Source organism: Streptomyces sp. NPDC087428, assembly GCF_044744085.1.
Lineage (GTDB): Bacteria > Actinomycetota > Actinomycetes > Streptomycetales > Streptomycetaceae > Streptomyces.
On sequence record NZ_JBIUXR010000004.1, the window covers coordinates 79,356 to 100,289 of the forward strand.

Consider the following 20,934-nt stretch of genomic DNA (forward strand, 5'->3'; position numbering starts at 1 on the left):
GCCATGGCTGTGAACTCATTCGACCACCCGGCCGACGACGCCGTCTTCGCCGCCGTGGACCTCGGTGCCACCAGCGGCCGGGTGATGACGGGCCGGGTCGGTCCCGGGACGCTGGTGCTGGCCGAGGCACACCGGTTCGCCAACACACCGGTGCGGCTGCCGGACGGGCTCCGCTGGGACGTGCTGGCCCTGTACCAGGGGATGCTGGACGGGTTGCGGGCGGCCGGGCGCAGTGGTCCGGTCGCTTCCATCGGCATCGACACCTGGGCGGTGGACTACGGTCTGCTGGACGCCGACGGGGCGCTGCTCGGGGTGCCGTTCCACTACCGGGACGGGCGCAACAGCGGGATCTCGGAGCGGCTGCCGGAAGGCTGCGGTGCGGCGGAGCTCTATGCGGTCAACGGGTTGCAGCACCTGCCGTTCAACACGGTGTTCCAACTGCTGGCACACCGGTCGACGGCCCAGTGGAAGGCGGCGCGGACGCTGCTGCTGATGCCGGATCTGCTGGTGCACTGGCTGACGGGGTCGGTGGGGGCGGAGATCACGAACGCGTCGACGACCGGACTGTTCGATGCCCGCCTCGGTGACTGGTCGGACGAGCTGATCGGGCGGTTGGGGCTGGCGCGTTCGCTCTTTCCGCCGTTGCGTGATCCGGGCGATCCGGCGGGGACGCTGCTGGCGCACGTCGCCGGGGCCACGGGTCTGTCGGCCGGGACCCCGGTGACCACCGTCGCCTCGCACGACACGGCGTCGGCGGTCGTGGCGGTGCCGGCGACGGAGCCGGAATTCGCGTACGTCTCGTGCGGCACCTGGTCGCTGGCCGGTCTGGAACTGGACGCTCCCGTGCTGTCCGAGGAGTCCCGGGCGGCGAACTTCACCAATGAGCGCGGGGTCGACGGCACCGTCCGATACCTCCGCAACATCATGGGCATGTGGCTGCTGGAGGAGTGCCGCCGGGCGTGGGGCCGCGAGGGCCCGGACCGTGCTCTGGCCGCGCTGCTGACCGACGCGGCCGCGGCGGAGCCGTTCGCCGCGGTGATCGACCCCGATGACGAGGCGTTCCTCGCGCCGGGCGACATGCCGTCCCGGATCGACACGTATCTGCTGCGGACGGGGCAGACGCCTCCGGGGAGCCCCGGGGCGTACGTGCGGTGTGTGCTGGAGAGCCTGGCACTGGCCCATCGCCGGACGTTGCGGCGGGCAGCGGAGCTGGCGGGGCGTGAGCCGACGCGGATCCATCTGGTCGGCGGCGGCTCGCGCAACGAGCTGCTGTGCCAGTGGACGGCGGACGCGAGCGGGCTGCCGGTGACGGCGGGGCCCGCCGAGGCCACGGCGCTCGGCAACATCCTGTTGCAGGCCCGCGCCCACGGCCTGGTGGGCGACCTCGCCGACATGCGCCGGCTGGTCGCCCGTACGCAGGAGTTGCGGCACTACGAACCGCGGGGAGACGGGCAGCACTGGGACCGGGCGGAGGCCCGGCTCAGCCCGGGGCCGGTCCCGGCGGACGCCTGACCGGACCACTCCCGGTTCGGGCCTCCGTCGGACCGGATCGCTACCGAGCGGACCGTACCGAGGAATCGCTGATGAGAAAGGGCAGTAACTGATGTCTGACGACCGCGCCGCCGAACCCGGCAGTCCCCTTGTACGGACGTCGCGCCGCCGCACCCGGGTGGGCCTGGTCTCGGGCGGGCTCGGTGCGTACTGGCCGCAGTTCCCCGGCCTTCTCGATCAGCTGCGGGAGTCGGCCCGGTTCGTGACCGCCCGGTTCGAGGAGATGGGCTGCGAGGTGGTCGACGCGGGTTTCGTCTCCGATCCGCAGGAGTCGGCCAGGGCCGCGGAGCAGTTGCGCCGGGCCGACTGCGATCTGGTGGTGACGTTCCTGACGACGTACCTCACCGCGTCGATGGTGCTGCCGATCGCCCAGCGCACCCACACACCGGTGCTGGTGATCGACCTCCAGCCGACCGAGGCCATGGACCATCGGAACACCGGCACGGGCGAGTGGCTGGCGTACTGCGGTCAGTGCCCGCTGCCGGAGGTCGCCAATGTGTTCCGGCGCAGCGGCATCCCGTTCCGCTCGGTCTCCGGCCATCTGCGTGACGAGAACGCCTGGGGCAGGATCCGACGGTGGATCTCGGCCGCCGGTGTGCGCGGGGCCCTGCGTCACGGCCGTCATGGGCTGATGGGGCACCTGTACCCGGGCATGCTCGACGTCTCCACCGACATGACGCTGGTCTCCGCGCAGTTCGGCGGTCATGTCGAGGTCCTGGAGTTCGACGACCTGCGGGTCAGGGTCGCGGCCGTCACGGAAGGGGAGACCGCGGAACGGGTGGCGCTGGCCCGCGAGGTCTTCACCCTGGACGGTTCCGTCGACGAGGGCGACCTCACCTGGGCGGCCAGGGTCTCGGTGGGTCTGGACCGGCTGGTGGAGGACTTCGCGCTCGACAGCCTCGCCTACTACCACCGGGGGCTGGAGGGCGAGACGCACGAACGGCTGGGCGCCGGCATGATCCTGGGCGCCTCGCTGCTGACCGCCCGCGGGGTGCCGATGGCCGGTGAGTACGAGCTCCGTACCAGCCTCGCCATGCTGATCGCCGACACCATGGGGGCGGGCGGTTCGTTCACCGAGTTGCAGGCGCTCAACTTCCGCGACCGGGTCGTGGAGATGGGGCACGACGGCCCCGCCCATCTGGCCATCAGCGCGAAGGACCCGCTGCTGCGCGGTCTGGGTGTGTTCCACGGCAAGCGGGGCTGGGGGGTCAGCGTCGAATTCGACGTCGTCCACGGGCCGGTCACCACCTTCGGGATCGGTCAGGAGGCCGACGGCTCCTTCGTTCTGATCGCGTCCGAGGGAGAGGTCGTGCCCGGTCCCCATCTGGAAATCGGCAACACGACCTCCCGGGTCGATTTCGGCTTCGATCCCGGCGAGTGGACCGATGCCTGGTCCGCCACGGGCATCGGTCACCACTGGGCACTGTGCACCGGCCACCGCGCCAGGGACTTCCGGGCCGTCGCGGACCTGCTGGGCATCGCGTTCCGTACCGTGACCGGGCCGAGCGCCCTCTGACCCGAGCGGCGCCTCAGCGGGCCGCCGGGGCTCCGGGGCCGAGACCGAGTTCGCCATCGCCCAGCGGTGCGAAGAACCGCGCCACGTCGGCCTCCGTGACCTCGGCGAGTTCGGCGGGGTTCCACTGCGGATCACGGTCCTTGTCGACGATCTGGGCTCGTACGCCCTCCACCATGTCGGGCCGGGTGAAGGCGGTGGACGAGACGCGGAACTCCTGGTCGAGGACCGCTTCCAGACCGTCGAGGCGCCGGGCCCTGCGGACGGCCTCCAGCGTCACCTTGAGTGAGGTCGGTGATTTCGCGAGGATCGTCACCGAGGTCTCCTTCGCGGCAGGCGCCCCGTGGTCGGCGAGGCGCTCGACGATCTCCTCGACGGTGCCGGCGCCGTAGCAGGCGTCGATCCAGTCGCGCTGTGCGGCCAGCAGGCCGCCGGGAGCCGCGACGGCGTACCGCTCCACCGTCGCGAAGATGTCCGCGGGCGTGGCGCAGGCGTCCAGGGCTGCGATCAGGCCGGGAAGCTCCCGCGAGGGGACGAAGTGGTCGGCGAGCCCGCAGAGCAGGGCGTCCGCCGCGCCGACGGCATCCCCGGTGAGCGCCAGGTGTGTACCGAGCTCGCCGGGCGCCCTGCCCAGCAGGTATGTGCCGCCCACGTCCGGGACGAATCCGATGCCGGTCTCGGGCATCGCGATGCGCGAACGCTCCGTGACGATCCGGACCGAGCCGTGGGCCGAGACACCGACACCGCCGCCCATCACGATGCCGTCCATGATCGCGACGTACGGCTTGGGGAACCGGGCGATACGGGCGTTGAGCCGGTACTCGTCGCGCCAGAAGTCCCGTGCGGTCCCGCCGCCGGCCAGGGCGTCGTCGCGGATGGCGCGGATGTCACCGCCGGCGCAGAGTCCCCGCTCCCCCGCCCCCGTGAGCAGTACGGCGGCAACCGAGTCGTCCCGTTCCGCCGCGTCGAGTGCTTCCGCCATGCGCAGCACCATGGTGTGGTTCAGCGCGTTCAGGGCTCGGGGCCGGTTGAGGGTGATGTGGCGGACGCGCCCCTCGGTGTGCAGCAGGACGGGATCCTCGTGGTTCATACGTGCGCTCCGGTCAGCCCCAGTACGTGCCGGTCCGCCGGTCACGGACGGCCTTCCGCTGCCATTGTGCGGGGCGGCCCCGAAGCCCGGGTACCAGGGGTGTCCCGGGCACGTGGCGGGGGCCGGGACAGCGTCCGGAGAATTATCCGCTGTGGCAGCCGTACCCGACCGGCCAGACAATTGGGTCACGCAGGACGGCAGCCCCGCCGGACGATCTTCGGAGCAGGAATGACCGATCACGACCGGCCACCGATCATCCCCGCCCGACCCCGCACGCTGGTCGAGAAGGCGCGCATCGGCGACACCGGGACGGCGGAGCGGCTCGCCATGAACCGCACCGGGAGCTTCGAGTGGGATCTCGATGCCCGGACGCTGGACATCGACGAGGCCGGCGTGCTGGTGTTCGGCCTGGACCCGGCCGCATTCGACTCGCGGCCGGAGTCCCTGGTGGAGCGGCTGGAGCCCTCGGAACGGATCCGTCTCGACGTGGCGATCGAGGAGGCCGTCAGGAGCGGGCGCAGCTCGTACAGCGTCCACCTGCGGGTCCCGACCGAAGAGGGCGGCGATCAGTGGACCCATATCCAGGCGCGCATCCTGCGCGGCTCCGACGGGCGGGCGCACCGGGTGATCGGCGTGGTGCGGGACGCGACGGCCGAAGTCACCCATTCGGCCTTCGTGCTGGAACTGGAAAAGCGCCGTCAGCGCCAGACCGACATTGTTGAACGCACGACGAGTGCGTTGTCGCGGGCGGTGACCGTGGACGATGTGACGGCCGCGCTGACCGGTCCGGGCGGGCTGGCACGGCTCGGCGCCGACGGGCTGGCGCTGGGACTGCTGGACAACGCCGCGCTGAATGTCATCGCTCTGAGCGGCGAGTCCCTGGAGGTCATCGACGAGCGGGGGCAGGGCCGTCTCGACCGGAGGTTCCCGCTGGCCGACACCGTTCTCAGCGGCCGGCCACGCTTCGTGAGCTCGCTCGGCGCGCTCACCCGGCGCTATCCGGTGCTGGAACCGTATATGGGGCAGCTGAAGTTCCAGGCCGCGGCCTACCTGCCGCTCGTCGCGCAGGCGCGTTCACTCGGCGTGCTGGCGCTCTTCTACCGCGAGCGCACGGCGTTCAACGCCGACGAGCGCAATCTGTGTCTGGGGCTGGCCGCGATCGTCGCCCAGTCCCTCCAGCGGGCGACGCTCTTCGACGAGGAGCGGGAATTCGCCACCGGTCTCCAGTCCACGATGCTGCCCCGGCGGATCCATGACATCGAGGGCGGAGAGATCGCCGTCCGATACCACGCGGCGTGGAGCGGCCGTCAGGTGGGCGGTGACTGGTACGACGTGATCCCCCTGCCGAAGGACCGGTTCGGCATCGTGGTGGGCGACGTACAGGGCCATGACACACATGCGGCCGCGATCATGGGCCAGTTGCGGATCGCGCTGCGTGCGTACGCCGGGGAGGGGCACCCGCCCTCGACGGTGCTGGCGCGGGCGTCCCGGTTCCTGGCCGAACTGGACACGGACCGGTTCGCCACCTGTACGTACGCCCAGGTCGATCTCGGCACCGGAACGGTGCGGGTGGTGCGGGCCGGTCACTTCGGTCCGCTGATCCGGCACATGGACGGCCGGGTCGGCAGCCCGCAGGTACGCGGAGGTCTGCCCCTCGGCATCTCGACCCACTTCGAGGACGAGGAGTTCCCCGAGACCCGGCTCGACCTGGTCCCCGGCGAAACGCTGGTCCTGTACACGGACGGGCTGGTCGAGGAGCCAGGCGCCGATATCGACGCGGGGGTGCGCACGCTCGTCCACGAGGTCAGCGCGGGTCCGGCGGGCGCGGAGGCGCTTGCCGATCATCTGTCGGACCGGCTCTGGGAACGCTGGGGCTCGGGCGACGACGTCGCGTTGCTGGTGCTGCGCCGCAGCCCGGACCCGGGCTCGCCCCGGGCGCCCCGCCTGCATCAGTACATCCACCAGGCCGACCCGGAGGGGCTCTCCGACGCACGGACGATCGTACGCCAGGCCCTGACCGACTGGGACATGGCCGAACTCGCGGACGATGCCGAGCTGGTGACGGGGGAACTGCTCGTGAATGTGCTGCTGCACACGGAGGGCGGAGCGGTGCTCACGCTGGAGGTACTGCCCGAACCGGTGCGACGGGTACGGCTGTCGGTACAGGACCGCTCCAGCGTCTGGCCCAGGCGCCGGACACCGGGTGAGACAGCAACCTCAGGACGGGGCCTGCTCCTCCTGGACGCAGTCACCACGCGGTGGGGCATCGAGCCCCGCGGTGAGGGGAAGGCCGTCTGGTGCGAGATCGGTCCGGCTGCGCCGCCCACGTCCCCTCCGGTCCATCGGGACACCGGGACACAGCGGAACCAGTGAATCCGTCGGTCGGCAGAGGCGGCGGGGCGGGGCCGGGCGGACAGCATTGAGGGGCGCGCCGCCACGCCGAACGCGATGCGGCACGCCCCTCGTCCGACTGCCAGGCACTCAACGCGCCCGGACCGCCGGACTACGTCAGTGCTGAGCGGTGCGACGCTTGCGCACGGACCACATGATGCCGCCACCGGCCAGCAGGACGGCGACAGCCGCACCACCGATGATGGGGGTGGCGGACGACGAACCGGTCTCGGCCAGGTCCGGCGAGCTGGGGCTCGGCGTGGCTGCGGCGGGCGCAGACGACGAAGCGGACTCGCTGGGGCTGTCGCTGGGGGTGTCGCTGGGGGTGTCTGCCGGGGTGGGCGTCGCCGTGGTGGGCGTCTCGGACGGCTTCGTCTCGGAAGGCGTCGGCGTCGGTGTGGGCGTCTTGCCCTCGCACACCGGTGCCTGCTTGGTGTCTTCCTTCGAGTACTGGTCGCCGTCACCGGCCTTGACGGACAGGTGCACCGTCAGAGCCTTGTCGTGCTCGGGCAGGTCGATCGTCTTGTCGAGCCCCTTGCCGAAGCTCTCCGTCGGCAGCAGCTCCTTACCGTCAACGGTCACGGTCACCCGGTTGGTGACCTTGTCGTTGTAGGCGGTCAGGTGAAGGCTCACTTCGGTACAGGTCACGTCCCAGGTGGGGGTGTGAGCTGCGGCCGGGCCGGCGGTAAGTACCACGCCGGTCAGGCCGACAACCGCAGCGGCAGCGAGGGTTCCCGCGGCACGCAGCGATCTCCTGGGTATGGTCATGGATTGTTCCTCCGCAAATGTTTCATCGCCCGAATGGCGGTGGGGCGCACAGTACTGCCCTCGTCCCCGGTATGTGCACCCGCCCCACACACCATTCGGTGTCACAACTGGCGGCACATCGTCGCCGGTTGGGACATGCCGGACACCATCGACGGGCCTCGGCCGATCCGGCGGTGGCGCGAAGTAAGCGCACGGCACCGGACCGTATCGCTCGGCCCCCTCCATCACGCCGGTCGACGGAGCGAGTGAGCCGGCGAGCGAGCGATGGGGGCCGGGAGTCGGATGCGTACACCGGATCCGTACACCGGATCCGCACGCCGGGTGCCGGCGGTCAGAGCCGTCGGTGCATGATGTGCAGCCCCACGAACCCGTGTTTCGGGTGGTTGAAGCCCTCGGGCAACGTGCCCAGAACCTCGAAGCCGAGCGAGCGGTAGAGCCCGACCGCAGCGGTATTCGTCTCCACCACTGCGTTGAACTGCATGGCGCGGTACCCGGCCGTGCGGGCCCAGTCGATCGTGTACGCACACAGGGCCCGTCCCACGCCGCGTCCGGTGTGCCGGGGGTCGACCATGTAGCTGGCGCTCGCGATGTGGAAGCCGTTGCCCATGTGGTTTCTGTTCATCTTCGCCGTACCCAGAATCGTCCCGTCGTCGGCGACCGCGACGACCGCACGGTTCGGCGACTTGACGAGCCACCAATCACGGGCGTCGCTCTCCCCCAGGTCGAGGGGGTAGGTGAAGGTCTCGCCCGCGGAGACGATTTCGTGGAAGAACGGCCACACGGCCGGCCAGTCCCCGGTAGTTGCTTCCCTGATCAACATGGCGCAAAGACTGCCCGCTCCCACCGCCGTTCGCGAACCCTTATTCCCTCCCCGCGGCATCCTCCCGCTGTGAGCCTCCCCGCGGCCGGGCGAGCGGACGGTGCCCGCCGGGTGTGACGCGCCGGGCGGTGCGGGCAGCTGCGCGGCCCGCACGCACCCGAGGGTGCCGACCCGCACTCCACCGACGCGGCCGGAGCCTGGCCAGCAGGCCGACGGAGCTTCCCTGCGCGGCCGGTTCGACAGGCCTGGCCGGATCGCCGGCTGGCTCGGCCGTCACAGCCGGCTCGCCCAGTTCGCCAAGTTCGCCAAGTTCGGTCGGTTCGGTCGGTTCGGTCGGTTCGCCACGATGTACTGATCCGCTCGGTTCGGCCGGTTCTACTCGCTCAGCCGGCTCGTAAGGCTCGGCCGACACAGGCAGTCGGCCAAACGCATCCAGACCCGACTGCGGCTCGTCCCCGGGGCGTGGCGCCTGGCGGAGCTCGCGGGCACTGTCCAGTTCCATGATGAGGTTGACCCGTCGCCAGAGGATCTCGTCCGGTTCATCGGCCAGCATCAGACGCTCCAACGCGTCCCGCGTGGCTGACGACCCCCGTTGTCCGAAGACCGGTTCGGGCAGGACCCTGGCGAAGTAGGCGCGCTCGTACGGGTCGTCGACCACTTCCGCCAACTGGGCAGGGTCCAGCGCCTGGGCCACGACCGCCGCGCGCGCCCAGGGATCGCCGGTGAGGGTCAGCAGCCGTTCGATCCGCCGTGAGCGCCAGTTGCGCGGGCGGCAGTCCGTACCGGAGTCCAGCCGGTCGCGCATCCAGGCCGGACTCCTGCCCACCAGCAGTTCGGGCGAGCGGGCCGCAAGCCCGCCCAGCTCCTGGGCGAGATAGAGCCACACCACCGCCCGGTAGCGATTGAGATAGAGCGCGACCGGTGTGACACATCCCGCGCGGGCCAGCCGGGTGAAGCGCACCGGGCTGATGCCGAGCAGCCGCGCACCCTCCGCCGTCCCCACCGTGCGCACCCGCTCCCGCAGAGTTCCCGGGAAGCCGTCCTCCGCCCTGAGCCGGTCGACCTCCTCCTGGCGGACCCTGGGCCGCCCACCGCTGCGCCCCGCCTCCACCCGGACAATTCCCAGGTGCACCGCCAGCTCGAACTCCCCTCGTTTCAAGACAAGTTCCGCAGCCGCCCGGCTTGCGGCGACCGTCTGAGCGCCGTTCATGTGTCCCGCATCCGTCACCGGCATGACGATTCTCCCCCGTGAGATCCGAATACTCTCCGTGACCACGGTAGCTCGGGGAGAACGACTGCCGCCCGGCCTGTGGATAACTCCCGGGCCGGGCGGCAGTGCTGAGCAGTGGGTTTCGTCGGACCCGGTGGGTCTCGTCAGATCCGGTTGATTCCGGCGCTCCCGTCCTGCCGCGCCGCCACACCGAGGTGCTCCCCGACCTTGTTGACCAGCAACGTCATCTCGTACGCCACCTGACCCACGTCGGCCTCGGCCTCACTCAGTACGCACAGACAACTGCCGTCCCCTGCGGCCGTCACAAAAAGCAGTGCCTCGTCGAACTCCACCATGGTCTGCCGGGCCTTTCCGGCACGGAAGTGCCGTCCCGAACCGCGGGCGAGGCTGTGCAGCCCTGACGAGACCGCCGCCAGATGTTCCGCGTCCTCACGGGCCAGACCTGTACTCGCTCCGGTCACCAGGCCGTCGTTCGACAGCACCAGGGCGTGCCGTATCTGCTCCACCCGGCTGGTGAGATCGTCAAGGAGCCAGTCGAGTCCCCTGTCCAGTGCCATTCCGTTCCTCCCCGTTCATACGTTCCCCGTGCCCCACTTGCGTGTAAGCCTTGCGCACCGGTCACGTACGGGCAAGCGTCCCTCCGCGGATCGGACAGGACGGGATCGCGCCAAGGGTGCTCCGCTCACCGTCGGCCGATGACGGCTCGCCCCGGAAGCTCGCCGCGTCCGGCGCCTACACTGGTCCCCTCGGGTGCGAGGAGTCGGCCCACGCGGACGGGAGTACAAGAGTGTCGACAGGTGCCGGCGGCGGTTTCCAGGATCCACCCGCGGAGGTGCTGGCCCAGGCGGCTGCCGCCTTCGGTCTGCTGGCGACGCCCGCCCGACTGCACATCGTGTGGGCGCTGGCCCAGGGCGAGAGCGATGTGACGGGCCTCGCGGAGCGGGTGGGCGGCACGCTGCCGTCGGTGAGCCAGCATCTGACGAAGCTGAAGCTGGCCGGTCTCGTCCGCTCCAGGCGCGAGGGCCGTCGGCAGGTGTACCTGGTCGACGACCCCGATGTGGTGACCGTCGTGCGGCTCATGGTCGGCCAGCTCGCGGAGCGGGCCGGCTACCCGGCCTCGCAACCGGTACGGCTCCATGAGCTCGGTGCCTGAGAACGCTGCCGCGGCGGGGACGGGCGACCGGCCGGCCGTCGTCGTACCGATGCCCGGCGCCACCGCCGACCCCCCGGCGACCGTGCGACCGCCCGTCGCCCCGACCTCACTCCAGATCCTCCGTTCGCTGGACAGCGGGCCGCGGGGACTGGTGGAGGCGGAGGCCGAGGAACGGCTGGCCCGGTTCGGCGAGAACATCCTCCCCGCCTGGCGCCCGGTCCCCTGGCCGCTGCGCTTCGTGCGCACCCTGCGGGACCCCTTCACTTCCGTACTGTTCTGCCTCGGGCTGGTCTCGGCCGCGGTGGACGCGTGGGGTACGGCGTCCGTGACGCTGGTGCTCGTGGTGGTCAGCTGTCTGCTGCGGTCGGCGGAGGAGCACCGCGCCGACCGGGCGACGGCCGCACTGCGCGAGCTGGTCGCGACGACCGCGACGGTCCTGCGTCGCAGCGGCCCCGACGCGGCGCCGCAGGCCCGCGACCTGCCCATCGGCGAGCTCGTGCCGGGTGACGTGATCAGGCTCGGTCCCGGAGACCTCGTGCCGGCCGATGTGCAGCTCCTGCGCGCGAGCGGCCTCACCGTGCACCAGTCCGCCCTCACCGGGGAGTCCGCGCCCGTCGGGAAACATCCCGCGGACGCCGGACAGCGGGAGGGGGCCGCGGCCGTGCTGCACAGCGTGCCCGACGAAGCGGCGGGCCTGTTCGCACAGCGTCAGCTGTGTTTCCAGGGCAGCAGTGTGACGTCCGGCAGCGGAACGGCGGTGGTGGTCGCGACCGGCGCGGACACCCGGTTCGCCGCGGCGTACGACCGGTCGGCACACCGCCGCGGGGCCAGCGCGTTCGACCGGTCGGTGCAGGGGATCTCCTGGACCCTGATCCGGTTCATGCTGCTCACCCCGCCGCTGGTCCTGATGGCCAACGCCGCACTGCGCGGACGGGGGCTGGAGACGCTGCCGTTCGCCGTCGCGGTGGCGGTGGGGCTGACGCCCGAGATGCTGCCGGTCATCGTCACCACGGCGCTGGCCCGGGGCGCTTCGCAGCTCGCACGGAACAGCGGGGTGATCGTCAAACGGCTGCCCGCGCTGCACGACCTGGGCGCGATCGACGTGCTCTGCCTGGACAAGACCGGCACCCTCACCCAGGACCGGCCCGTCGTCGACCGCTCGCTGGACCGGGCCGGGAACCCCGATCCGCAGGCGCTGCACTGGGCGGCGGTCAACGCGATGTGGACGCTTCAGCTCGCCGACCTTCCGGCGCCCGATGCCCTCGACGAGGCGGTGCTGGACGCCTCGGAGCAACTGGAGGACCCGCCGTCCGATACGGGCGGCGGAACTGCTCGTACCGCCGTCGGGTCGTACGACGCCGTGGCCGCGCTGCCCTTCGATCCGGTGCGGCGCCTCTCCACCGCGGTCGTCCGGCTCCCCGGCGGATTGGGCACCCATGTGCTGGTGACCAAGGGGGCGGTGGAGGCCGTCCTGGAGCGGTGCGACCTGGATCCGGAGGAACGCGAGCGGCTGGCCGGGGTGGCGGCGCGCGAGGCGGCCGAAGGGCTGCGCCTGCTCGCCGTCGCCCGTACCGAGCGGCCCGCACGGCTCGGTACGTACACACCGGCCGACGAACACGGGCTGGTCTTTCTCGGCTTCGTGGCCCTGCGGGACGCGCTCACGCCGAGCGCTGCCGAGGCCCTGGAGGTACTGGCACGCCGGGGTGTCGCCGTGAAGGTGCTCACCGGGGACCACCCGGGCACGGCGGCCCGTGCCTGCCGGGACCTCGGGCTGGATCCGGGACAGGTCGTCTCCGCCGAGGAGGTCGACGCGCTGACTTCGGCGGAGCTCGCCCGCGCGGCCGACCGGGCGACCGTCTTCGCCCGCTGCACCCCTGGGCACAAGGCCCGGATCGTCGCCGCGCTGCGGACGTCCGGCCGCACCACGGGATTCCTCGGTGACGGTGTCAACGACCTGCCGGCCCTGCACGCCGCCGATGTCGGCATCTGCCCGCGCAATGCGGTCGACGTGGCGCGGGAGACCGCCGATGTCGTCCTCGCCGAGAAGGATCTCGGTGCCATAGACCACGCGATCACCGCGGGCCGGCGCAGCAGCGGCAACATCGCGACGTATCTGCGCATCACGCTCTCCTCGAATCTCGGAAACGTGATCGCGATGCTGGCCGCGGGTCTGCTGCTGCCCTTCCTTCCGATGCTTCCGGCGCAGGTGCTGGTCCAGAACCTGTGTTTCGACGCGGCGCAGCTCGCTTTCGCCTTCGACCGTCCCGCGTCCTCCGTGCTCAGGCGGCCGACGGTGCTGCGTCCGCGTGACTTCCTGCGGTTCATCACCGGGTTCGGGCTGCTGAACGCCGCCGCCGACCTGGCGACCTTCGCCGTGCTGGCCCTTGCTCTGCACGATTCACGGGCGGACGGCCAGGCGGCGTTCCACTCGGGATGGTTCACCGAGAACCTCCTCACCCAGGCCCTGGTGATGCTGCTGCTGCGCACCGGCCGGCGGACCGCGGAGGGCCGCTCGGGCGGACCGCTGCGGGCGGCGGCGGCCGGCCTGGCGGTCGTCGGAGTCCTGCTGCCTCTCACCCCGCTCGGCCCGCCCCTGGGCATGAGCGCGCTGCCGCCGCTCTACTACCTGTTGCTCGCCAGCGTCCTCGCGCTGTACGCGTGCGGCCTCGCGGCGGCGCGAAACCGCTACGACCGGAAGCGGGGACTTTCGTAACGAAGGCGAGCACCGATCGCTCGGGAACCGGCGACGGACCAGCGGCGGACCGGGCGGCGGACCCGGCGGCGCGAAGCTCTCGCGGCCGGCCGGTACGGGCCCTGCCCCGGTGCCCCTCCTCGCAGCCGCGGACGGTCGGCCGTCGTCCTGAGTCGTCCGTGGTCGGTTCAGCCGTACGAGAGGTCGCTGCACGGGTCGTCGTCGGCCGAGCGGGCATCGTCTGCGACGGCGGACGGCACGGTATCGGGCGTCGGTGTCGCAGGGGCGGCCGAGGGGTTCGCGGCGTAGACGCTGCCGACGATCACCTGGATTCCGGCGTCGGCCGACTCCGTGGTCCGCGCTCCCGGGAAGAGCCGGGCCGTGGTCTCCGCCTTGTTCTGGAGGCCGGGGCCGTAGGTGACGAGAGTGCCGGTCCGGTCCTGGGCGTTCGCGGTGGCCGTACCGGTGACGGTGAACCCGTGCGAGCGAAGGAGCTCCGCCGCCTGCGCCGCGAGCCCGGTCACGGTGGTTCCGTTGTAGACGGCTACGTCGATTCCCGCACCGGAGACGGGAGCGGTGGGAGAGGAGGACGCCCCGCCGGATGCGGCGGGGCCGCCGCCCGCCTTCTTGCCGGCGGCGTTCTGGCCGTCGAGGGTGCGGTCGGCCTTGAGGGACGCCCACAGCGCGTCGGCGTCCGGTTCCACGATCGCGACGCGGGCGCCCTGGTAGCGCCAGGGGATGGTGACGAACTTGGTGTTGTGCAGGTCGACGTTCTTCATCGACATGGCGAACGACAGCAGCCGGTCGGCCGATCCGAGCCCCGGGTCCACGGTCATCGCGTCGGTCGCCGCGTTGGCGAGCGGCAGCAGGGTGGTCGGGTTCAGGCCACGGGACTTGACCTTCTTCACGAGGGAGCCGACGAAGGCCTGCTGCCGCTTGATGCGCCCTATGTCGGACCCGTCGCCGATGCCGTGCCGGATCCGTACGTAGTCGAGTGCCCGCTGCCCGGAGACCGACTGCGGTCCCTTGCCGAAGACGAGGGACCCCTGGGTGGCTCGCTTGGGATTCAGGTCGCGCTGGTAGATGTCCTGCGGCAGGCAGACGGGCACCCCTCCGACGGCCGAGGTGAGCGCGGAGAAGCCGGCGAAGTCCACCACGATGGTGTGGTCGACCCGCAGACCGGTGAGGTGCTCGACCGTGTTCTGCGTGCAGGCGGGGTTGCCCTCGGCCGTCTCCCCCACGGAGAACGCCCCGTTGAAGATGGCGTTGTGCTGGGGAGCCGTCCAGCCGCCGTCGGGCTTCTTGCAGGCCGGGATGTCGACCAGGGTGTCGCGGGGTATGGACACGGCGACGGCGTGCTTGTGGTCGGCGTACACATGGAGCAGGAACGCGGTGTCGGAGCGTCCGACGTCGCCCGTACCGCCGCCGAGGCCGCTGTTGGCACCCGACCGTGAGTCCGATCCGATGACGAGGACGTTCTGGCCTTCGGATGTGTCGGGCGGCCGGTCGCCGGAGACTCCGTCGGCACTGAACGTATCGATGCTTCCGGTGAGTTTGAGGTATCCCCAGCCGACTCCGGCGACCAGGAGCACGAGGAAGGAGAGTCCGAACAGGGCTGTCCTGCGCAGGCGGCTCCGCCGCCCCCCTGTCGCCGCCCCTTGGTGACCGCCAGCCATTGTCCACCCCAGCTATCGTCCGGCTTCCATGGAGTCGGACTCTCACCGCATACGCATGGTTGTACAGTTGCGCAATGTAGCAATTGTCTCTGTCCGGATGGATCACCGGACCCGTCCATCGTCGGTCCGATCCACCGTCCATAAACGCCTACCGGAAACATTGACCGGAAGACACCCGAAGAAAGGGCGTGAAGCGCATGCTGCGCAACGGCCTCGAACCCTGGCACCTGCTTGTCGTCGCGATCGTCGTGCTGGTGCTGTTCGGCTCGAAGAAATTGCCGGACACCGCCCGCGCCCTGGGCAAATCCATGCGGATCCTGAAGAGTGAGGCGAAGGCCATGAAGGAGGAGACACCTCAGTGAGCGGCACGACCGCAGGCTCTGCGCCGCGCTCCCACTTCACGGCTTGCGCAATCAGGGAACCACAGGGGAAGGGCCGTCGTTCAACTCGGTGACGGCCGAAGCAGTGCTGATCAACGGATCACTGGATCATTGGAGGAAGTTCATGGGTGTGACCCTGGCCAAGGGCGGCAACGTCTCCTTGTCGAAGGAGGCGCCCGGCCTGACCGCGGTGACGGTCGGCCTGGGCTGGGACGTACGGACGACGACGGGCGCCGATCACGACCTCGACGCCAGCGCGCTGCTGTGCTCTGACACCGGCAAGGTCCTCTCCGACCTGCACTTCGTCTTCTACAACAACCTCAACAGCCCGGACGGTTCCGTCCAGCACACCGGTGACAACCTGACGGGTGAGGGCGAGGGCGACGACGAGTCCATCAATGTGGACCTGGCGGGTGTCCCGGCGGATGTCGCGAAGATCGTCTTTCCGGTGTCCATCCATGACGCACAGAGCCGGGGGCAGAGTTTCGGCCAGGTGCGCAACGCGTTCATCCGTGTGGTGAACCAGGCCAACGGGGTGGAGCTCGCCCGCTACGACCTCAGCGAGGACGCGTCGACGGAGACGGCGATGGTGTTCGGCGAGTTGTACCGGCACGGCGCGGAGTGGAAGTTCCGCGCGGTCGGACAGGGGTACGCCTCCGGCCTGGCGGGCATCGCCTCCGACTACGGCGTCAACGTCTGACTTCTTCAGTACGGCGACCGGACAGATACGGGTCCCGGTCCGCACCCCGGCACACGGGGTGCGGACCGGGACCCGTACCGCTTCACCGGGGCCCGGCGGCTTCCCGCGCCTTCGCCCCGCGGCCGCTGATCGCACTGGGCCACCAGGCCTTCGGGCCGATGTCCACGACCAGCGCGGGCGCGAGCAGTGAACGCACCACCAGGGTGTCCAGGAGCACGCCGAAAGCCACGATGAAGGCGATCTGAGCGAGGAACGCCAGCGGAATGACGATCAGCGCGGCGAACGTGGCGGCCAGCACCACCCCCGCCGAGGTGATCACCCCGCCCGTACTGACCAGTCCCCGCAGCACGCCCTGCCGGGCCCCGTGCACCAACGCCTCTTCCCGGACACGGGACATCAGGAAGATGTTGTAGTCCACGCCGAGAGCCACCAGGAAGACGAATCCGTACAGCGGGACGGAGGCATCCGTCCCGCTGAACCCGAAGGCATGCCGGAAGACCAGCGAAGAGACGCCGAGAGTCGCGAGGAAGTTGAGGCCCACCGTGGCCACCAGCAGGACCGGGATCAGCACCGACCGCAGCAGCCCCATCAGGATCACCAGAATGATCACGAGCACCACCGGCACGATGATGCCGCGGTCGCGCTCGGCCGTCCGCTGGGTGTCGTACTGCTGCGCGGTGTACCCGCCGACGAGCGCGTCGGCTCCTGGAACCGCGTGCACGGCGGCGCGCAGGCGCTGGATCGTGGCCTTGGCCGCATCGCTGTCCGCGGCGTCCTTGAGTGTGGCGTCGACGCGCACGCGGCCGTCCACCACGACGGGCGGCCCTGCGCCCGGCCGTCCGGAGGCCGTCACGGGTGCCGCGGAGGCAACGCCTGGCGTCCTCGCGGCCGCCGCGGTCACCTCTGCCACGCGGGCGCTGTTCGCGACGACGACGGCGGGGTTGCCCGATCCGCCCGGGAAGTGCTTCCCGAGGGTGGCCTGCGCCGATACGGACGGGGCGTCGTTCACGAAGATCTCGTCCAGCGGTACACCCTGCGACTTCAGCGTGGGCGCGAAGGCGGCGCAGGCGACGAGGACCAGGGCGGTGGAGATCCAGACCTTGCGCGGGGTGCGGTCGACGCGGGCCGCGACCCGTCGCCAGATGCCGTGTCCTCCGGCCGCCTCGTCCGCCGGACGCGGTTTCGCCGGCCAGTAGGCGGCCCGGCCGCACAGGACCAGTGCCGCCGGCAGGAAGGTCAGCGTGCTCAGCACCGCGCAGACGATACCGATGGCCCCCACCGGGCCGAGAGCCCGGTTGTTCGTCAGATCGCTCAACAACAGGGCGAGCAGGCCGAGGGCCACGGTTGCGGCGCTCGCGACGACGGCCCCGAAGGAGCGGCGCAGCGCGGCGACGGCCGCGGCCGTGCGGTCCCCGTGCCGGGTGAGTTCCTCGCGGAAGCGTGCGGTGAGCAGCAGCGCGTAGTCGGTGGCCGCGCCGATCACCAGGATCGACAGAATGCCCTGGACCTGGCCGTCCACGCGTACGACGTCGTGGTCCGCGAGGACGTAGACGATCGCGCAGGCGAGTCCGAGGGCGAGGACGGAGCTGATGATGATCAGGAACGGCAGCAGCAGACTGCGGTAGACGAGCAGCAGGATCACGAGCACGGCGGCGAGCGCGACTCCCAGCAGCAGCCCGTCGATCCCGGCGAAGGCGTCCTTGAGGTCGGCCTGACTCGCTGCGGGGCCGGCGATCCCGGCCTTGGTGCCCGGCACCGAGTCGGCCGCTTCGCGTACCAGGTCGAGCGTGCCTGGCAGCGCGTCACCCAGGTCGGAGTCGAGCTGTACGACGCCGGAGAGCGCCTCGCCGTCGTCGGCAGGCAGCGCCGGCGAAGGCGTTCCGACGACTCCCGGCACCCCGGCCAGGGATGCGAGAGCTCGGGTGGACGCCGCCCGCGCACCCGCCGGGAGCGGGCCCCGCTCACTTGTCCAGACGACGATCGCGGGCACGGTCCCCGACCGTTGGAACTCCTTCTGCGCCTCGGACACCTTCGTCGACTCCGCGCTGCGCGGCAGGAACGCGGCCTGGTCGTTCGTGGACACCTCGCCGAGCTTTCCGGCGTACGGGCCCAGCGTCCCGCCGATGCCGAGCCAGACGACGAGCAGGGCCACCGGCACCAGCCAACGGACGATGCGGTGCCGCGGTACGCGCTTCATTGATTCCCCAGAAGTCGGTGCACGATCATTTTCTCTCGATCATTCATTATCTCAATGATTGAGAGATATTACTCTGGACACATGCGCACCGCAGACGGAGGCCCGGACAGAGGCACGGACGACGGACCCACCGGGCTCCAGTCGTTCGCAGTGCTGCTGCGCCGAATGAACAGCGAGTTCAATCGCATCGCCCACGAGTTCGCCCAGTCCCAGGGCCTGCACCCCACGGATGTGCAGGCGCTCATCGCGATCCTCGACGCAGAGCGCACGGGGACGGGGGCGGCGATGACTCCAGGAGGACTGCGTGAGCAGCTGGACCTCACTTCGGGGGCGGTGACGGCGTGTCTGGACCGGCTGGAGCGCGCGGGGCACATCCGGCGGGTCCGGGACAACAGCGACCGCCGGGTGGTGCATCTGCACTACGCCGCCGCGGCGAAGGCGGTGGCCCGCGACTTCTTCATGCCACTGGCGGACAGCACGGAGACGGCCCGGCGCCAGTTCGACGAGGCCGAACTGGCGGTCGTGGTGCGCTTCCTGGACGCCATGAACGACGAGCTGGCCCAGTTGCGCAAGGACGGGCGGCGGCCCTGAGCTAGGGGCTTTCCGGCGGACCGGCGGGGCGCCCCGGGCGGGCACGCTCCCGAATGATCGCGCCGCACGGTCGAAACATGCGCCTGGTATCCATGCCGTTTCGTTCGAGCGGTCATTACGCGATCATGTCCGCATGGCCGATGACCACACGCGCGTCCAGGACTTCTTCACCGCCCGCGCCGCGGACTGGGACACCCGCTTTCCCGACGACGGTCCGGCCTACGCCGCGGCGGTCTCCGCACTCGGCCTGCGCGCGGGCGACGCCGTGCTCGACGCGGGCTGCGGTACGGGACGGGCGCTGCCCGCTCTGCGGGCAGCGGTCGGCCCCGGGGGCACGGTGCTGGGCGCCGACCTCACCGCGGCCATGCTGGAGGCCGCGGCACGCGCGGGCCGTGACCGCGGCGGGCTGCTGCTCCAGGCCGACGCCGCCCGGCTGCCGGTGCGGACGCACGCGCTCGACGCGGTGTTCGCGGCCGGACTGATCGCGCATCTGCCGCGACCGGAACGGGACCTGGCGGAGCTTGCGCGCGTGGTGCGGCCGGGCGGGCTGCTGGCGCTGTTCCATCCCATCGGCAGGGCGGCACTGGCCGCGCGGCACGGCCGGGCGCTCACCGACGACGATCTGCGGGCGGAGCCCAACCTCGGCCCGCTGCTGGCCCGTTCGGGCTGGCGGCTGAATACGTACGTCGACGAGAGGGACCGCTTCCTCGTCCTCGCCGAACGGACGGGCTGAGACCCCTCGGGCTGTCGTCCGGATCAGGACCAGGTCCGAGGGGTCTGGCCTACCGTGCCGGCCGGTCCCCTCGCTCACTCCGCCCGGACGTCCGGGCCACGGAGGTGCCGGACCGGGCAGCCGCCCAGGCCGGGCGTGGGGAGGGTGCCGAGCGCGGATACCTCGTAACCACCCGGGTAGCCCCTGATCTCCGGATTCTGGCGGGCGTAGTGCGGGGTCCTGCGGGGTGGCAGCAGACGGACCGCGCGGGCCCTCAGGCGCAGGGCGCCCCGGGTGAGGCCCCGCGCCACCGGGCCCGGACGCCCGTAGCGGAAGGCCCGCAGCAGCGAGTCGTCGAGAAGGGCGAGGCTCGCTCCACGCACGACCCGCGCCAGGGGGCGCGGGTACCAGGAGGCCATCAGCGCCAGCGTGGCGTCCGACACCTCGCGCGCTCCCTCGTCCCAGCCGAAGTGCTCGCTCTCGTAGGCGTCGAGGGTGCGCTCGAAGTCCTCGTACGTGTGCGGCAGGTCCTTGATGCCCATGTGGGCGCCCAGAGTCCGGTAGTAGGCGGCGCAGGCCCGCAGCTCGTGCCCGGACAGCCGGCGCCATCCATAGGCGTCGAGCCAGCGCTTCGGGGTGACGACGAAGGTGCACAGCACATAGCGCATGTCGTCGTTGCTGATGTCGTAGCTGCGGTGCATCTGGTTGATCCGGCGGATGGCCGTACGCCCCGGGTCGCTGTCGAAACCGTGCTCGACCACGGCGTCCAGGAGCAACGCGGTGTCGTCGTACCTCTTCTGCGAACGGCCTGTCAGCTCCGCTGTCTCTGAGAGGAGCCTGCCGATGCTGGGAACGGCATACGTCCGGTACAGGGCGAGTTCGAGGGCGCGGGTGATGTCCCAGGGGAACTCGTACGTGGCCGTGATCCGGTAGATCTCCAGGAAGTCCCTCTCCGGATCCAGGCATTGGATCTCCCTGAGCCGGTCGTAACGCTTCACCGCACCGTTCCTCTCTTCGTCCAGGTCGAGTGTCCGACCCTATGTCTGCGGGCAGGACGTGAGTACGCACGGAGGACAGGGACGCCGCGCACGGCGTGGCATGTCCCCCCAGCGCGCGCACGCCCTGTCCGGCACATACATATCCAGGAAAGGCGGTCTCCATGACCGACATGTTCGGCATACTCCGCAGAGCCGTGAACCCCGGACGCAAGAGTGGCCGGTCCGGCGTGGCCACCAGGGCGCCGGAGCGCCGGCAGCACAACCTGTTCGATGCGGCAGCCACGTTCGTCGCGGCATCGGTGGAGGACGACCAGGAGCGGATGGACGAGGCGAGCGGCTGGGTGTCGCCGGAAGCGCTCTCCTTCGGCGTCGGAGAACTGGCCTGCCGGGCGGTCATCGCGCTAGCCCGTGAGCGCGACGAGTCACCCGAAGCGGTGGCCCGTACGCTGCTCGGCCTGGCCGACGAGTAGG

General features: G+C 70.9%; 18 protein-coding genes. 10 read left to right on the forward strand and 8 right to left on the reverse strand.

The genetic code is table 11. The annotated features are described in order from the left end of the window. Positions 1-3: 3 nt before the first annotated feature. A complete protein-coding gene (locus tag ACIO3R_RS10065) occupies positions 4-1,512 on the forward strand; it encodes a rhamnulokinase family protein (protein ID WP_402104947.1) in 1,509 nt (502 codons plus the stop codon). A 91-nt stretch (positions 1,513-1,603) separates the two neighbouring features. Next, the gene (locus tag ACIO3R_RS10070) at positions 1,604-3,067 is read left to right on the forward strand and encodes an arabinose isomerase (RefSeq protein WP_402104948.1); all 1,464 of its coding nucleotides are present in this window, start codon (positions 1,604-1,606) and stop codon (positions 3,065-3,067) included. Positions 3,068-3,080: 13 nt separating this feature from the next. Here the strand turns inward: ACIO3R_RS10070 and ACIO3R_RS10075 are convergent, their stop codons facing one another. Further along, positions 3,081-4,154, reverse strand: a complete 1,074-nt coding sequence (locus ACIO3R_RS10075; RefSeq protein WP_402104950.1) for an enoyl-CoA hydratase/isomerase family protein — start codon at positions 4,152-4,154, stop codon at positions 3,081-3,083. A gap of 228 nt (positions 4,155-4,382) precedes the next feature. Between ACIO3R_RS10075 and ACIO3R_RS10080 the strand changes: the two genes are divergently transcribed. Further along, positions 4,383-6,527: a SpoIIE family protein phosphatase gene (locus ACIO3R_RS10080; RefSeq protein ID WP_385037360.1), complete on the forward strand. Its 2,145-nt coding sequence runs from the start codon at positions 4,383-4,385 to the stop codon at positions 6,525-6,527. Positions 6,528-6,662: 135 nt separating this feature from the next. Here the strand turns inward: ACIO3R_RS10080 and ACIO3R_RS10085 are convergent, their stop codons facing one another. The 4 genes from ACIO3R_RS10085 to ACIO3R_RS10100 form a co-directional block, all read right to left on the reverse strand. Then, a complete protein-coding gene (locus tag ACIO3R_RS10085; RefSeq protein ID WP_385037363.1) occupies positions 6,663-7,313 on the reverse strand; it encodes an LAETG motif-containing sortase-dependent surface protein in 651 nt (216 codons plus the stop codon). Between the two features lie 331 nt (positions 7,314-7,644). Next, positions 7,645-8,133, reverse strand: a complete 489-nt coding sequence (locus ACIO3R_RS10090) for a GNAT family N-acetyltransferase (protein ID WP_402104952.1) — start codon at positions 8,131-8,133, stop codon at positions 7,645-7,647. 40 nt (positions 8,134-8,173) lie between these two features. Continuing rightward, on the reverse strand, positions 8,174-9,367 hold the full coding sequence (locus ACIO3R_RS10095) for a DUF6397 family protein (RefSeq protein ID WP_402104954.1): 1,194 nt from the start codon (positions 9,365-9,367) through the stop codon (positions 8,174-8,176). A 140-nt stretch (positions 9,368-9,507) separates the two neighbouring features. Continuing rightward, positions 9,508-9,921: a roadblock/LC7 domain-containing protein gene (locus ACIO3R_RS10100; RefSeq protein ID WP_385037372.1), complete on the reverse strand. Its 414-nt coding sequence runs from the start codon at positions 9,919-9,921 to the stop codon at positions 9,508-9,510. A 230-nt stretch (positions 9,922-10,151) separates the two neighbouring features. On the opposite strand from ACIO3R_RS10100, the gene ACIO3R_RS10105 reads away from it, so the two are divergent. Continuing rightward, entirely contained in the window at positions 10,152-10,517 is a 366-nt protein-coding gene (locus ACIO3R_RS10105) for a metalloregulator ArsR/SmtB family transcription factor (protein WP_363028225.1), read from the forward strand. Then, entirely contained in the window at positions 10,501-13,230 is a 2,730-nt protein-coding gene (gene mgtA / locus ACIO3R_RS10110) for a magnesium-translocating P-type ATPase (RefSeq protein WP_402104956.1), read from the forward strand. Before ACIO3R_RS10105 ends, mgtA begins: the two co-directional genes overlap by 17 nt. Before the next feature lie 167 nt (positions 13,231-13,397). Here mgtA and ACIO3R_RS10115 read toward each other — a convergent pair whose 3' ends face one another. Next, entirely contained in the window at positions 13,398-14,822 is a 1,425-nt protein-coding gene (locus tag ACIO3R_RS10115) for an LCP family protein (protein ID WP_402105267.1), read from the reverse strand. Positions 14,823-15,082: 260 nt separating this feature from the next. On the opposite strand from ACIO3R_RS10115, the gene tatA reads away from it, so the two are divergent. Then, positions 15,083-15,247: a Sec-independent protein translocase subunit TatA gene (tatA, locus tag ACIO3R_RS10120; RefSeq protein ID WP_363028264.1), complete on the forward strand. Its 165-nt coding sequence runs from the start codon at positions 15,083-15,085 to the stop codon at positions 15,245-15,247. Between the two features lie 142 nt (positions 15,248-15,389). Continuing rightward, positions 15,390-15,965 carry a TerD family protein gene (locus tag ACIO3R_RS10125; protein ID WP_123466495.1) on the forward strand — a complete coding sequence of 192 codons (576 nt, stop codon included), beginning with the start codon at positions 15,390-15,392 and terminating at the stop codon, positions 15,963-15,965. 82 nt (positions 15,966-16,047) lie between these two features. Here ACIO3R_RS10125 and ACIO3R_RS10130 read toward each other — a convergent pair whose 3' ends face one another. Continuing rightward, positions 16,048-18,162 carry an MMPL family transporter gene (locus ACIO3R_RS10130; protein ID WP_385025902.1) on the reverse strand — a complete coding sequence of 705 codons (2,115 nt, stop codon included), beginning with the start codon at positions 18,160-18,162 and terminating at the stop codon, positions 16,048-16,050. A gap of 81 nt (positions 18,163-18,243) precedes the next feature. Here ACIO3R_RS10130 and ACIO3R_RS10135 point away from each other — a divergent pair, with 81 nt between their 5' ends. Then, on the forward strand, positions 18,244-18,753 hold the full coding sequence (locus ACIO3R_RS10135) for a MarR family winged helix-turn-helix transcriptional regulator (protein WP_385025899.1): 510 nt from the start codon (positions 18,244-18,246) through the stop codon (positions 18,751-18,753). 133 nt (positions 18,754-18,886) lie between these two features. Beyond that, a complete protein-coding gene (locus ACIO3R_RS10140; protein WP_385025896.1) occupies positions 18,887-19,486 on the forward strand; it encodes a class I SAM-dependent methyltransferase in 600 nt (199 codons plus the stop codon). Between the two features lie 74 nt (positions 19,487-19,560). Here the strand turns inward: ACIO3R_RS10140 and ACIO3R_RS10145 are convergent, their stop codons facing one another. Then, positions 19,561-20,463, reverse strand: a complete 903-nt coding sequence (locus tag ACIO3R_RS10145; RefSeq protein WP_402104959.1) for an oxygenase MpaB family protein — start codon at positions 20,461-20,463, stop codon at positions 19,561-19,563. A 161-nt stretch (positions 20,464-20,624) separates the two neighbouring features. Between ACIO3R_RS10145 and ACIO3R_RS10150 the strand changes: the two genes are divergently transcribed. Next, positions 20,625-20,933 carry a hypothetical protein gene (locus tag ACIO3R_RS10150; RefSeq protein ID WP_385025890.1) on the forward strand — a complete coding sequence of 103 codons (309 nt, stop codon included), beginning with the start codon at positions 20,625-20,627 and terminating at the stop codon, positions 20,931-20,933. Position 20,934: the final 1 nt, after the last annotated feature.

Excerpts from the sequence above, each read along its gene's own strand:
- ACIO3R_RS10065 (WP_402104947.1), top strand. The coding sequence starts at position 4 with ATGGCTGTGAACTCATTCGACCACCCGGCCGACGACGCCGTCTTCGCC.
- ACIO3R_RS10070 (WP_402104948.1), top strand. The coding sequence starts at position 1,604 with ATGTCTGACGACCGCGCCGCCGAACCCGGCAGTCCCCTTGTACGGACG.
- ACIO3R_RS10075 (WP_402104950.1), bottom strand. The coding sequence starts at position 4,154 with ATGAACCACGAGGATCCCGTCCTGCTGCACACCGAGGGGCGCGTCCGC.
- ACIO3R_RS10080 (WP_385037360.1), top strand. The coding sequence starts at position 4,383 with ATGACCGATCACGACCGGCCACCGATCATCCCCGCCCGACCCCGCACG.
- ACIO3R_RS10085 (WP_385037363.1), bottom strand. The coding sequence starts at position 7,313 with ATGACCATACCCAGGAGATCGCTGCGTGCCGCGGGAACCCTCGCTGCC.
- ACIO3R_RS10090 (WP_402104952.1), bottom strand. The coding sequence starts at position 8,133 with ATGTTGATCAGGGAAGCAACTACCGGGGACTGGCCGGCCGTGTGGCCG.
- ACIO3R_RS10095 (WP_402104954.1), bottom strand. The coding sequence starts at position 9,367 with ATGCCGGTGACGGATGCGGGACACATGAACGGCGCTCAGACGGTCGCC.
- ACIO3R_RS10100 (WP_385037372.1), bottom strand. The coding sequence starts at position 9,921 with ATGGCACTGGACAGGGGACTCGACTGGCTCCTTGACGATCTCACCAGC.
- mgtA (WP_402104956.1), top strand. The coding sequence starts at position 10,501 with ATGAGCTCGGTGCCTGAGAACGCTGCCGCGGCGGGGACGGGCGACCGG.
- tatA (WP_363028264.1), top strand. The coding sequence starts at position 15,083 with ATGCTGCGCAACGGCCTCGAACCCTGGCACCTGCTTGTCGTCGCGATC.
- ACIO3R_RS10125 (WP_123466495.1), top strand. The coding sequence starts at position 15,390 with ATGGGTGTGACCCTGGCCAAGGGCGGCAACGTCTCCTTGTCGAAGGAG.
- ACIO3R_RS10130 (WP_385025902.1), bottom strand. The coding sequence starts at position 18,162 with ATGAAGCGCGTACCGCGGCACCGCATCGTCCGTTGGCTGGTGCCGGTG.
- ACIO3R_RS10135 (WP_385025899.1), top strand. The coding sequence starts at position 18,244 with ATGCGCACCGCAGACGGAGGCCCGGACAGAGGCACGGACGACGGACCC.
- ACIO3R_RS10140 (WP_385025896.1), top strand. The coding sequence starts at position 18,887 with ATGGCCGATGACCACACGCGCGTCCAGGACTTCTTCACCGCCCGCGCC.
- ACIO3R_RS10150 (WP_385025890.1), top strand. The coding sequence starts at position 20,625 with ATGACCGACATGTTCGGCATACTCCGCAGAGCCGTGAACCCCGGACGC.